This is a genomic window from Pseudomonas graminis (genome assembly GCF_004364335.1).
Classification (GTDB): domain Bacteria; phylum Pseudomonadota; class Gammaproteobacteria; order Pseudomonadales; family Pseudomonadaceae; genus Aquipseudomonas; species Aquipseudomonas graminis_D.
The window spans coordinates 285948-299078 of sequence record NZ_SOCR01000001.1 but is presented as its reverse complement, the minus strand read 5'-3'; the positions used below and the strand labels follow the sequence as shown (position 1 = coordinate 299078).

Sequence of the window (13131 nt, the reverse complement as noted above, 5' to 3'; positions counted from 1 at the left end):
TTCAGGCGAATGCTGCACAGTGTGCCAATAACCGGCCTGTGTCGCGACCCTGATGGCGTTCGCCAGAGGCTGCGGGTTCTGAGGGGGGAGGCCCGGGGAAGCATTCACCTCAGGTTCAAGCGCCGCTGCCCGTCCTGGCTGATCGTGCAACTGCTGTGGATACTGATTCAGGCAAAATCAGGTTCAGGAAAGCTAATGGCCAACGTGCGTGACGATTTAATCATGGCAGCACACTCATCACCCGTGACGGGTTTACTGAAAAGATAACCCTGAATTTGATCGCAGCCATATTTAATCAGCAGCTCCAGCTGCTCGAATGTTTCAACGCCTTCCGCAATGACGTTCAAATCCAGTTCGTGCGCCAGCACGATGACCGCTCGGGTGATCGCCGCGTCTTCATGATTGCTTGTTATATCTTTAATGAACATCCTGTCGATTTTGAGTGTGTCGATAGGGAATCGCTTCAAGTAGGCCAGGCTGGAATAACCCGTTCCGAAGTCATCGACGGAAAGACCGATGCCGTATGACTTTATCTCTCGCAGTATTTCAACCGCCGACTCGGGTTCAATCATCAGCACGGATTCAGTGAGTTCCAACTCTAAAAGTGCAGGGTTGATACCGTATTCTTCCAGGATCTGCTTGACGATTTTGGCCAGGCCCTTTACCTGAAGCTGCCTGGCTGAAAGGTTGATGGCGATCGGTACCACTGCCAGATTGTTATCTTCCCACCTCTTTAGGGTTTCACAGACTTTCCGGATCACCCATTCACCCACAGGAATGATCAGACCTGTGTCTTCGAGCATGGGAATAAAATCGGCGGGAGAAACAAGGCCGTGTTCTGGATGACTCCACCTCAATAAAGCCTCCAAACCACTGATACTGCCATCTGAGAGGCTGATCTTGGGCTGAAAATGCAGAATGAACTCGTCGCGGTCAAGCGCACCCCGCAATAGCGTTTCAGTTTGCAAGCGCTTGACGGCACTTTCATTCATCTGGGCAGTGTAAAACTTGAAGTTATTACGACCGCTCTTTTTTGCATGGTACATGGCGGTGTCAGCATGCTTGAGGATGACGCCAGCGTTGTCCCCGTCAAAGGGGTAATTAGCAATGCCAACGCTCGCTGAAACAAATATGTCCTGGCCACGAAGGTTAAAGGGTTTCGCCAACGCGTCGACAATGTCGGTCGCAAGCGATTTGATGAAGCTCGCCGAATAAACAGGATGGGTGACCACAATCGAAAATTCATCGCCCCCCAGCCGTGCAACCAGACTGTCGTCATCGAGGTATTCTTCCAGGCGTCGGCTCGCCTGGATGAGCAATTCATCCCCTACGGAATGCCCCATGGTGTCGTTGACGGTTTTGAATCTGTCCAGATCGATGAACATGACGCTTATTGCAGATGGCGCCGATGCAGTGCGGCTGATTGCAGCGTGCAGGTAATTATTGAGAAACCAGCGATTAGGCAGATGTGTAAGCGAATCATTTTCGGCCAGATAGGTGAGTCGTTTCTTCGCGTCATCCCGTTCAAGCGCGGCAGCCAACAGATTTGCCAACGTCTGGAGGTAGCTAACATCTTCACGTGTAAAGGGGTGCTCTGTGGTGGCGTAAACCCCGAGCACACCCCTAAAGGCATCCCCGCAAGGTATATCAACCTCTACGTGACTGCTAATGCGTTCAGCTTCTACGGTGTCAACCGAAAGCAATTTGCACGTCGCCTCCGGCGTATCGGAAATAATATCAAGCGCAACAGAAGCACCCGTACCGCTCAAGCATTCATTCGTGTAGCGATTCCGGCGATCAAAGTAGGTCAAGCCAGTCTCGGCGTTGAGGATGACGCCGTGACTCACTCGATCAACGACTAATAAAGCGGCCTTGCTCATGTTCAACCCTTGCGCCGCCGTCAATGCGGCCAGTTCACCCAGGGCGCCGACGTTTTCCTCTGTCAATGCCTGCTGGCCAAACAGGGCGATCAGGTGTTGCCTTCGGGCGTTATCCAGAATCGCCACCTCAAACTCTTTTCGATCCGTGATATCGATGTCGATGCAGATATATTTTTCAACGCCGCCCTTGTCATCGAGAATAGGAATGATCGTGCGTTGATGCCATTTCTCGGTACCGGCGCGACCTGTAAGCCTGACCTCACCGTTCCACACCTCACGTTCAGGTTCCCACCGCCACGGCTGAGTGGCTGAAGACATGCCGTCCCACACTTGATCAATCGTCAACTCCAAAAGCTCGGCGCGGGAACGCTGTGAACTAGTCACGAATCGTTCGTTGACATAGGTGATCCGGCCGGAGGGCGAACATTCGCAAACGATTGAAACCTCATCCAGGGCGTTTTTATGCTGCACCAGGGTATTCATCAACGATTCGATACGCTGACCAAAGTGATTGCGCATGTTGGCGGCAGTACGGTTTACCGCTTTGATTGCTTCCTGTATTTCGACGGGGGCATCCGCGACCAACATGGCTTCTGCTGCCACTGCGCCGGAAGCGATTTCCGCTTCATAGGAGTGAAGCTTGTCCAGATGGGCAAGCGAACGCTTGATCACCCATCCCATCAACAACAGGCTTGTGAGCAAAAAAAGCACTGCCAGGACCGTTGCTTGCACCACCAGATTACACAGCTCGGTCGCTATTTTCTCGGCGTTGAATGACAGGCGCATCACGCCATAGTCTTTGCCACCGATCGTTATCGGACGGTTGACATCGAACAGTCGTGCAGCGACCTCGGACTCTATCCACGCGGGGGCTCTGCCAACCGGCGCGCGGGGTCCCTCCAGGCGAATGACGCCTCCCGACAGGTCAATAAACATGGCTGACTTGAATGGCGAGCGAGCCAGGGTTTTTTCGAGGGTTCTTTTGATGGTGTCGTAATCGCCAATGACGACACTTTCCTCCACGGCTTGCGCAGCCACCTCTATCAGCATGTTGGCGGTGTCTTGGATTTCCTCGATATGCTGTAGAAGCTGAGTTTTATAAAAAAGGCCCAGGCCGGTCGTAAGGAAGACCACTATCAGAATAGACAGCATCCCCAATATTTGCGACGTCAGCGATTTGGGCAACAGGCTTTTAAAGAAACTCATTAATAGCCTCTCCAGCTAAATATCAGATTATTTACTTAAGGTTTGCCGGCAAACTGCTGTAAAAATCACGATAGGAAGCGTAATCCGCCGCCGTCGCAGGAATAAAGGTAATCGGGGCGGGCGCATGAACCAATTCGGTTGCTTCATGAAGAATCTTGCTGCCGTCTTTATCGTATTGCATGTTGAAAAATGCATTCGCCACCGCATCCAGTTCCTTTTGTGAAATACGAGGGGAAACCATCAGGGCCAAATCATTGAACGAGGACGAATTCCACAATACGCGGAACGACTTACCCTCTCTCTCCGTGTAACCGCTGACAAGCTGTGAGTTGACCCCCATCGCCTGAGCCTTGCCGCTGAGCAGCTGGCTGAAGGCGCCGTCCATGTTTCCTGCAAATACCGTAGACGTATGTATCCCTTTCTTTACCAATTCTGAGCTGGTGACTTTATAAGCGATGAACGCTTCGGGTCCCGGGTACACGACCTCTTTGCCTTCCAGTTCAGAAAGGCTATGGATGGGCGAATCGGCAGGGACCACGATTTGTCCTTCAAGGGCAGGGGCGTCACGGCGACCAAATACCTTCCAGCCCATCTTGTCGCGCTCTGGGCTAAACAGATGGTTGGTAAAAGCAAAATCAACTTCCTGTGCGAGCACATAACTGGTTGTATCAGAGGAGGTACGGCCTAATTTAAGCGTAAGGTTCACCCCGCTTTTTTCGGACACATACCGTATGATCGGGTTCCAGAAACTGGCTGAAAGATTAAGGTTGTATTGATTGACCGGCGAAAAGTTGTAGACCTTAAGGTCTTCAGAGACCGCCACATTTGACAGCCCAAAAGACAGCGCAATAATAATAGCTTTGCAGGTTAGGCGTAACGTCACGTGTTCACTCCAGACTGATGCCAGCGTCGGACTCAAAGATGATGTGAGTTAAATTAAACTCAGCAATCCAATACAATCGGCCGAGGAGGGGGGATCTTAAGCGCAGGTTCTTAAATAATTAGTTAACTGCATTTGGATCCTGATACGCCCCGTACCTCGTTTGGGGGTATTCGTGCTTGGGGCGGTTGCTGACGGTTCGGCGCTGGCTTAAACCTGTTTCGCGGGGCGGTGTTTGCCCCGTTGGCGGGGTGACGGCAGCGGTAGGAGGCGAGCGTCGGCGGCAGGCTACACCTAATCCCGAATTCATCGCTTACTTCAACGCCTTCAAACGCACGCTCGCCCTTTGCACCGCCGCCATTTTTTCAGGCCGCTTCATGCGTTTCCACTTTCTGATGTCGTCCTTGGTCCGGCCACAACTCACACACAGATCACCCCTGAGCTGGCACACAGCGATGCATGGGTTTTCGATTTCTTTGGCCATCGTCAGTCACCCTTAACCAATCGGTTTTGCCAGTTGCCACCCTGAGCGCGCAGGCATTCTTCCTCAGAGTCAAAGCGGACATTGCGATCCGAGAGCTTCAGATCAATGCAGGCCTCCTTAAACGCGGTGGCCGTCAGCTCAAAAATGCGCGCCTTCGCTTCAACCTCGGCAAGCTGTCTGTCCGCCAGTGTTTCGAACACCCAGATCACCTTCAGGGTTTCAGCCAGCGCGTCCAGGTCAGCCATATGGGTCAGCCAGGTGAAGCCTTTGATTTCGCTTTTTGCTGTCTCGCACGCTTCGGTCAGCGTGGCGATTAACCGGCGTTCGATTCGCGCCAGTTCACGTTTGCCGGGTGGCATCGCAATTTCCTTTGGACTAGGGCAGAGGCGCTCAATCAGGACGGTCGAAATTCGACCGTCAGGTGCCTGACTTCATGGACCGGCTGAAGACGTTCACGAATAGTGTCGGCGTTCGCCGTGGCGGCGCCAAGGACGCTGACAATGGCCGCATGGGCTTGGGGGCCGACTCGCCAGACGTGCAGGTCGGTGATCGTGGCGTCCCCCGGTTCTTCAACCAACTGGCGGATCTCCTCGGCAACGTGTGCGTCAGTCTGATCGAGCAATACGCCTGCGGTGACGCCCATCAAGGTCCATGCCCACCGCGCGATAACGATGGCGCCGACGATGCCCATGGCCGGGTCCAGCCACACCCAGCCCAGGTAGCGACCGGCGAGCAGTGCAGCGATGGCCAGCACCGACGTCAGCGCATCTGCGATGACGTGGACATAGGCCGATCTCAAATTGTTGTCGGTGCCATGATGGGCATGGCCATGGCCATGATCCTCCTGATGGTGGTCATGGTCATGATCGTGTCCATGGCTGTGCCCGTGGCCCAGCAGCAGGGCGCTGACGATATTGACGATCAACCCGGCAATCGCGATGAGGGTAGCGGTGCCGAACTGAACGTCCGTTGGCTGCAAGAGGCGCATGACGGATTCAACGCCGATTCCCAGGGAAACCATGCCGAGAATCAGCGCCGACGCGAACCCGCCCAGATCTCCGACCTTTCCGGTGCCGAAGCTGTAACGCTGGCTGGACGCGTTGCGCTTGGCGTATCCATAGGCGGCCGCCGCGATGCCCAATGCACCGGCATGGGTGGCCATGTGAAAACCATCGGCCAGCAACGCCATCGAGCCCGTGATATACCCGGCGGTGATTTCACCGACCATCATCACGACGGTTAACGCCACTACCCAAAGCGTACGTTTGGCATTCTCATCGTGGGCTGAGCCCAGAAACACGTGGTCGTGTCCGTAGCTAACGTTCGTGCTTTTCATCAGTAAGTGCCTGGAGGTATTCATTTGGAATAGCGCCGAATGGCTTCAAGCAGCTCCTCGACACCTTTATTGCGCTCAGTCTCGCTGAGACCCGGGTCCGCAACGTGGGCGCGGGCGTGGTCTTCAATGATTTCCTCCATCAAGCCGTTGATGGCCCCGCGGGTGGCGGCGACAAGGTGCAGCGTCTTGGCGCAGTCCAGATCCGACTCCAATGCCCGTTCGACGGCCTGGAGTTGTCCGGTAATGCGTTTGACGCGCTTGAGAAGATCGTTTTTGTTTGCTGCGATATGGCCCATCGGATATACCCCTGGCTAGACGGAATGCAGCATAGGGGTACCCCCTATACCTATGCAAGGGTGTTTGGAAACGGAGCAATGGCTGGCTGATGCGGTGGTAAACGCTCTTGCTCCAGTTGCAGCTTGCTGTTCTTCCCCCGAACCGCCGTTCAGCCATAAAAACGGTTGTGACTCTTTTGGAATTTGTGTGTAATCCGCGCACTTCTTCAGGGATGAAGGCCGATCCACGATTTCACCGTGCTCACTCATCCCTGCATATCTCTCCTTCACTCCAGAGGACTGTGCGATGGGTTTGGCAAAAAAGGCCACTGCTGCGTTGCTCGTGTTGAGCATTGGTTTTTCATCAGGTTGCGCCACGTCGGGTCCCGACTGGGCTAACAAGGAAAACATTGGCACCGTCATCGGCGGCGCCGCTGGCGTTCTGATCGGCAGCCGCATCGGCGGCGGCGGCGGGCGGACTGCAGCGATGTTGATCGGCGGCCTGGCCGGCGCCTTGTTGGGCAAAACCATCGGCGCGAAGATGGATGAAAGTGATCGTCTGGCCCTCGCCGCACAAACCCAGCAAGTCCTCAATCGAAACCAGGACGGCCAGGCCACCAGTTGGCAGTCCAACCACAGCGGCAGCAGTGCGCAGATCACCCCGGTGAGTACCGAAACCCAGTCGCGGCAGGTGGCGGTCAAGCGCCTGCCGAAGATTCAGCCGGTCACTGATATGACCCTGATCAATAAACCCTACCGCACCGTCAAGTCGGCCAACCTGCGCAGCGCGCCGGACAGCAGTGCCGAAAAAGTGGGTGGGTTACCGCCGAGTTCGACGTTCACCGCCTTGGGCCGCACCCACAATGACTGGATCATGGTCGGCCGCCGTGGCGTCACCGTAGGCTACGTATACGCCCCACTGGTGGAAGCCGTCGCGCCCAAACCCTCTGCGGTTGCCAGCAGTACTGCCGCACAAGCTTCCGCCGACAGCGCCACTGACCTGGATAACCTCGACACGGCCAGCGCCGCCAAACAAGGCGTGGACCTTGACGCTATCGATGCCAAACCGGTGGAAGACAAACTGACCGCACAAACCACCTGCCGCACGATTACCTACGACGTGAAAGCCAAGGACAGTCAGGCTGAGAAGCAAACCGTCAAGGCCTGCCAGGCGGGTGACGGCGCCTGGGAACTGATTTGATGATAAGCGTAAGCAAACTATTGCCCCTGACCCTATTGGCGCTTGCCGTGTGCCCGAATGCCCATGCTGCTGCCTACCGGCTGGCCTTTTCCAAGGGCGAGAACGTCGAAGTCTTCGTGGACCACGCCGACAATCAGCCGTGGTGCACGAATCCGCTGGCGCTGCGTTTTGCCTTCGCCGGCAAGCCGGACAACGATGCCGTCGCGCGCCTGCTGCCCAAACTCGGCGGCCTGCTCGCCAGCCAGTGCCCGAGTGCTGCCACGGTGAACTGGAAAAGCTACAACGCTCAAGGCCAGATCGTTGCCATTGGGGTGGCTGCCAAGGCGGAAGAATGGTCCAGCCATGTCGTCGTGGCTGACATGCCGGCCGTGCCGGCAGCCGAGGTTGCCGCTGCGCCTGTCTCCGAGCCACACCCGGCGTCTGTGGCGTCCGTACCTGCACCCGTTGCAGCTGCGGCCCCAGTCCCGCCGCCTGCTCCCGCACCGGTTGCGGCTGCAGATCCAGTGCCACCACCTGCTCCTGCACCCGTTGTGGCTGCAGATCCAGGCCCGCCATCCGCTCAGGCACCTGCTTCTGCAGTTCAACAACCGTCTGAGTCGACGCCGGTTCCGCCGTCCCCTGCGCCCAAAACGATCACTCCCGCGTCGCCCGCTTTTGCGGTATCCGGCTGGACGCCGCCCGCCGAGGCCGACGCGATCAAGGCCGCCACCTTCTTTCTGGAACTCAAAGACCAAAACGGTTGCCTGTTTCGTACCACCTACAAGCCAGACGGTGACACCCGCTTCGTGAGTGCAAAATCCACCGGTGTCACCTGCGGTTCCGATGGCTACGCTGCAGGTGAGGGGGCAGTGGTGGTGCTACGGGCAGACGGGGTGAAGCTGAAGGAATACGAAGGAAGTTTTCATTTAGGCATCCCGTTCAACAAACAAGCGCCGCAGCTGCCTATCGTAGGCTTTGATAACCAGAAAAACGCCCTGATGCTGCTCACCAGTGACCCGGCCAGTGGCATACATTACCTGCTGCGAGCGTCTTACAGCTGGAGTGGCTATTGGGATACACGCAGCCCGGCGCTGGTGGCCGTGACCGAAAACCAGGAGCTTTTCCGCCAGCTTGAAACCATCAAAACCACTGTATTCACCGCCTTGGGCGCTCTGGACCAGGTCCAGCCGAAAACCCCGAACGTCAACTTCATCGCCGTTCGAGATGTACCGCAGGGCCTTGTGAAGAATGACCGTGACAGCTGGCTTTATGAAACCAACATCAGCCGGAACTGGGGCACCAAAAGCTGGCAGTTCAACCCGCAAAACGCCAACAACTATCTGTTTATGCATGAAGCGCAGGTCGCTGAGCAAAAACGCGCTGCGGACCGTCAGCGCCAGTACGAAGAGCAGAGAAAACTTGAGCAGGCCGGCTACCAGGCCCAGACCCAGCTTCAGCAGTTTGCCCAGCTGAAAACCGAAAGCAGCAACGCTAAATACATTCAGTCTCGACTGCTGACCGACGTCAGCTATGCGCCCACTTCCGGAGGAGGGTATGCGCGGCTGGTGGCCGGCGGCAAAGCCGCTTACAGCCAGATCGTGCACATCGTCGGCAAGACGAATGGACGCTGGGAAACCGATTACCCCTATGAGTCGCAACTGGACATTGTTGGCCCCAATCTGAAGCCTGAGAAGGGCTGGTTCCTGGCCAAAGGCGAGGTCACGGTGGACCCGGTCAAGCGAGACAGCGAGGACCTGCCGCTGACCCTGGTCGCGGTCAGTTACCTCCAGGCCTGCACCGAAGATGGCTGCACCGATTTGCGTGATCCGCTGAAAATCATGCGCATGCAGTTGGGCGACGACAGCTGGACGCCCGACGCGGCGCGCCAGGTATTCAAACAGGCCTGGCCTGACCAGAACATTCAGGGGGATGTGCAATGATCCAGAAAAAACTGCTTGTCCCTGCTGCAGCTGTGGCGATACTTGCTGCGGGCTACTTTGGCTTGTGTGCCTATGCCGGCAAACAGGCCCAGAAGCGCCTCGATGACTTCGTGTATGACAACCATCTCAATGGGACCGTCAGTTGGGGCTCGGTCAGCTCCTCGCCCTTTGGCGGCAAGGTCGTGATCAAGGGTGTCGAGTTTGGCGAGGGCAAGGCGAGCGGTCTGCGTGCCGATAAAGTCATCGTGACCGACCTGATCAACAACGACAGCCGAAGTCGTGTGCGCATCGAAGCCAGCGGCATACAGGCTTCCAGCAGCTCGCTGCAAAGTCTGCAGGACTTGGGCGGAATGGCTGGCTTGATAGGGATGGGCGGTGGCTCAAGGGGCATGAATAATTTTGGCCCGTTGTTAAGCAGCGGCCGTAACGAGCTCAAACCGTTCGACCTCACGCTGTTTCTGGACCTGGATGACGGCGCTACCCGCGCCACGGGTGAGACCTTTCTGGACATGCCAGACCTGTTCACCTTCAGCGCCAGCTATCGCATGGACAACGTCAAGGACCTTCACCGTACGATCAGTGACTTGCAGCGCGGCGGCGAGATGGCCGTCTACGGGCTGCTTGGCGGTGCGGCACAAGGCGTGCAGGCCGCATTCGCCCGAGCCGAATTAAGCGAATTGAACGTCAGCTTCAAAGACAAGGGAGTGGTCAAACGTAGCGCATTGCTCGAACAACGCTACGCCACGCCGTTGGACCCGACTGCCGGCAGCGCCGACAAGCAGCGCCAGGCCTGGTTCGAGAAAAGCCTGGATAACTGGCAGAAAAGCTGTGAAAGCGGGATGCGGGAAAGAGCCCCGATGCTCAGTGATGGTTGTGAGCTGATGGTTAAACTGTTCAAAGGCAAAAACGACGGCATTCAACTGAGCGTCGACCCCAAAGACCCGGTCAGGGTCATGGACCTGATGAGTCTGTTCGGCGGTGGCAATAGCAGGCAGGTGCTGGGGCGGCTGAATCCGGAGGTGAGCTCGCTGTAGGTTCGGCAGGACTGACGATGTTTTATTTGGTCAGGATGACGGGGCGTACTCCGCAAGCTTTCCGAAAACTCGTTAAAAACTGGGGTGACGGGGTAAATGGAACAGAAAACAGAAGAGCTGATCGAGGTACTCGATCAGCTCATCGAGCTGCTTGAAAGCGATGGAGATATGCACTGGAGCCGATGGATGCGAAAGGTACGAGCCATGCTAATCGACTCCGATTATTCCGGGCTTACCTACCTGCGGTCGGCCTATGGAGGCATGGGTTCGTTCAACGATCTGATGCTTGGACAGAACGTTAATGGGGCTGGTTATTCCTGGGCACCAAGCCATGTGGAGATGAACGATAAACTCGAAGCATTACGCAACAGAGCTGCCCAGCTCGCCATTGAAATAAAACGCTCTTTGTAGAATCTGTTGGCAACCGTTCGGCTGCTTCGCGTGGGGTGTCGATGCTCTCCGAACACGTCCATCGACAGGTCAACCGCGCAACGTACGCCGGACATACCGCCGCACATCGTCCAGCGCGGGCACCACGGCCAGCGCGCCAAGCACCAGCGACAGCGGCACGGTGGCGATGTACCCCACGTGTTTGAACCCGTACGCACCCGCCACGCCGCCGGCGAAAAAGCTCAAGGCCAGTACGGTCAATATTTTCAGGCGCGCACGATTGGCCAGCACGCGCGGCTGCCCGGGCGGTGTGGCGCCATTCCAGTAAAAGAATTTGCCGAGCTCAATACCGATGTCCGTGACGATGCCGGTGATGTGCGTGGTTCTGATTTCGGCTTTGGAGACTTTGGTGATGAGGGCGTTCTGCAGGCCCATGATGAAACACAGCAGCATCACGGTCAGCGACACGATCATGCCGTCAAGGGCCGACAGCCTGGCACCCAGAAAGCCGAAGCAAATCAGCAAAAAAGCTTCCAGCAGCAGCGGCAGTGCGAATGCACTGTGGAGGCGTTTGCGACGGGAGTAGTTGACCATGATGGCCGAACAGGCCGCGCCTGCCACGAAGGACAGCAGGGCGCTGCCGCCGCGCACGACCAGTTCGTACGCACCCAGCACCGCGTTGTCGGCCATTGACGAGACGATGCCGGTCATGTGCGAGGTGTATTGCTGAACCGCCAGAAAGCCCCCGGCGTTGATGGCGCCGGCCACAAACGCCAGGGCGAACCCAAGGTGCCGGTTAGCGGCGGGGGTGCGTCTTCTGCCGGTCAGGCTGCGGATGTATCTGATCGCCACTGAACGGTCCCGTGCCTGCTGGTTAATCCGATGCCGTTGTCACCCGACCTGCGCAATCACCGCCTCGACCCGCCAGTACGCCACCCGCCCGTAGTGTGCGTACAGGGCTTCTTCGCGTTCGCGGTTCAACTGCTGCGTGGATTCGTAATGAGGGGATGCCCTGACGGCGGCCTGTTCGAGGTCGACCGCGACAGACTTGTCCTGCCACGACACCTCGACGATCCACTCTGGCGCGATCAGCACCTTGTGTCCATGCCACCAATGGCTGGTATTGACCACCAGGTACTGAATCGCCCAAGTGTCTTCGTTGATCAGCACGTCATCGACATGGCCGATGTCACCGTCTGTGGCTTTGATGTGACAGCCGATCAGTGCACGGCAGCTGCGCAAGCTCTGATCATCGGTGGGCTCCTGCGTTGGGGGCGCAATCGCCCAACTCTCGTTCGGCGGCTGATGCCGAGCGGCGGCGTCGAGGCGCCGGTCATGCTCGGATTCAAGAATCGCTGTGACCTCCTGCTTTTCAACATTGATTGGCAACCGGCGTGACGCCCAATCAGGCAGTCCGATGGAAAACGGCGAGATCAGCACTTGACCGCCGAACAGCCAGGAGCCGGTTTCGACCACCAGATACCTGATCACCCAGGCTTCGTTGTCGAAGTAGAAGTCGCTGACGTCACCGATGTCACCGTCGATCGCGACGAGGGTGAAACCTTCAAGGTCTCGCATGCTACGTAACATAAGGGTGTCCTTTGGTGTGCCGGTCGAGTGCTCGGCACGGGGGAAGGGTGCAAACCGGCCGCTCGATCGGGCCACGGACACTCTGCGCGGTGCTGCACGTCGCGTCTGTTCGTCAGCGCACGGTAAAAGCAATACGTCTCCAGGTGCTTGAAACCATTGACGGGACCTCACTCACGTCGGCGGGTGTAGCTCAGCAAACGGTCGGACTCGGCCTTGACCACCGAATAACATTCGCAGCTCAAGCGCTCCAGCCGCGGGCGGTCCATGACCTTGATCTGGCCCCGGCTGTATTCGATGATGCCCTGGCGCTGCAGCTTGCCCGCCGCCTCGGTCACGCCTTCCCGGCGCACGCCCAGCATGTTGGCCATGAGTTCCTGGGTCATGGTCAGCTGATTGCCTTGCAGGCGATCCAGGGACAACAGCAACCAGCGGCACAGTTGCTGATCGATTGAATGGTGACGATTGCACAAGCCGGTCTGTGACATCTGCGCAATCAGGGCCTGGGTGTAACGCAGCATGAGCAGCAACAGGTCGCCGTGACGGTCGAACTCTTCCTTGAGTTTGTGGCCGGCCAGGCGAAAGGCGCCGCCGGCACTCTGCACGACCGCGCGGCTGGACGTGCTCTCGCCACCCATGAACACCGCGATCCCGACCAGCCCCTCGTTGCCGACCACGGCGATCTCTGCCGAGGCGCCGCTTTCGGTGACCTGCAGCAGGGACACGATCGCGTCGGTAGGAAAGTACACATGACGCAAGGTGTCGCCGGGTTCGTACAGCACCTCGCCCAATACCAGCTCCACCCACTCCATGTGCGGCGCCAGCCGACTGAGTTCTTCATCGGCCAGCGCAGCCAGCAAGTGATTGTCGATCGGCTGGGGCGCAGTGCACATACGGGAACTCCGGAAGAGGGAACGACGAACAGAGAGTACTCCAGCG

The 13131-nt window shown here is 57.3% G+C and carries 13 protein-coding genes; 4 read left to right on the top strand and 9 right to left on the bottom strand.

The genetic code is table 11. The features are described 5' to 3' along the window. Positions 1-167 precede the first annotated feature (167 nt). The 6 genes from EC919_RS01270 to EC919_RS01245 form a co-directional block, all read right to left on the bottom strand. Positions 168-3086, bottom strand: a complete 2919-nt coding sequence (locus tag EC919_RS01270; protein ID WP_133770450.1) for a putative bifunctional diguanylate cyclase/phosphodiesterase — start codon at positions 3084-3086, stop codon at positions 168-170. Between the two features lie 31 nt (positions 3087-3117). Further along, positions 3118-3969 carry a phosphate/phosphite/phosphonate ABC transporter substrate-binding protein gene (locus EC919_RS01265; protein ID WP_133770448.1) on the bottom strand — a complete coding sequence of 284 codons (852 nt, stop codon included), beginning with the start codon at positions 3967-3969 and terminating at the stop codon, positions 3118-3120. Between the two features lie 310 nt (positions 3970-4279). Continuing rightward, positions 4280-4450 carry a DUF1289 domain-containing protein gene (locus tag EC919_RS01260; RefSeq protein ID WP_122625103.1) on the bottom strand — a complete coding sequence of 57 codons (171 nt, stop codon included), beginning with the start codon at positions 4448-4450 and terminating at the stop codon, positions 4280-4282. A 2-nt stretch (positions 4451-4452) separates the two neighbouring features. Beyond that, complete coding sequence (locus EC919_RS01255) at positions 4453-4809, bottom strand: hypothetical protein (protein WP_133770446.1); 357 nt, start codon at positions 4807-4809, stop codon at positions 4453-4455. A 35-nt stretch (positions 4810-4844) separates the two neighbouring features. Beyond that, complete coding sequence (gene dmeF / locus EC919_RS01250; protein ID WP_133770444.1) at positions 4845-5786, bottom strand: CDF family Co(II)/Ni(II) efflux transporter DmeF; 942 nt, start codon at positions 5784-5786, stop codon at positions 4845-4847. 20 nt (positions 5787-5806) lie between these two features. Then, positions 5807-6082 (bottom strand): metal/formaldehyde-sensitive transcriptional repressor, encoded by a 276-nt coding sequence (locus EC919_RS01245; protein ID WP_133770442.1) that lies wholly within the window; start codon positions 6080-6082, stop codon positions 5807-5809. 286 nt (positions 6083-6368) lie between these two features. Between EC919_RS01245 and EC919_RS01240 the strand changes: the two genes are divergently transcribed. The 4 genes from EC919_RS01240 (at position 6369) to EC919_RS01225 (ending at position 10626) form a co-directional block, all read left to right on the top strand. Beyond that, entirely contained in the window at positions 6369-7262 is an 894-nt protein-coding gene (locus EC919_RS01240; RefSeq protein ID WP_133770440.1) for an SH3 domain-containing protein, read from the top strand. Beyond that, positions 7262-9181 carry a hypothetical protein gene (locus EC919_RS01235; protein ID WP_133770438.1) on the top strand — a complete coding sequence of 640 codons (1920 nt, stop codon included), beginning with the start codon at positions 7262-7264 and terminating at the stop codon, positions 9179-9181. Before EC919_RS01240 ends, EC919_RS01235 begins: the two co-directional genes overlap by 1 nt. After that, entirely contained in the window at positions 9178-10215 is a 1038-nt protein-coding gene (locus EC919_RS01230; protein ID WP_133770436.1) for a hypothetical protein, read from the top strand. Before EC919_RS01235 ends, EC919_RS01230 begins: the two co-directional genes overlap by 4 nt. A 96-nt stretch (positions 10216-10311) precedes the next feature. Beyond that, a complete protein-coding gene (locus EC919_RS01225) occupies positions 10312-10626 on the top strand; it encodes a DUF6966 domain-containing protein (RefSeq protein WP_133770434.1) in 315 nt (104 codons plus the stop codon). Between the two features lie 69 nt (positions 10627-10695). On the opposite strand, the gene EC919_RS01220 is transcribed toward EC919_RS01225, so the two are convergent. The 3 genes from EC919_RS01220 to EC919_RS01210 form a co-directional block, all read right to left on the bottom strand. Further along, entirely contained in the window at positions 10696-11457 is a 762-nt protein-coding gene (locus tag EC919_RS01220) for a YoaK family protein (RefSeq protein WP_133770432.1), read from the bottom strand. A gap of 39 nt (positions 11458-11496) precedes the next feature. Further along, positions 11497-12195: a PRC-barrel domain-containing protein gene (locus EC919_RS01215; protein ID WP_133770430.1), complete on the bottom strand. Its 699-nt coding sequence runs from the start codon at positions 12193-12195 to the stop codon at positions 11497-11499. Between the two features lie 167 nt (positions 12196-12362). After that, a complete protein-coding gene (locus EC919_RS01210; protein ID WP_133770428.1) occupies positions 12363-13085 on the bottom strand; it encodes a Crp/Fnr family transcriptional regulator in 723 nt (240 codons plus the stop codon). Positions 13086-13131 lie beyond the last annotated feature (46 nt).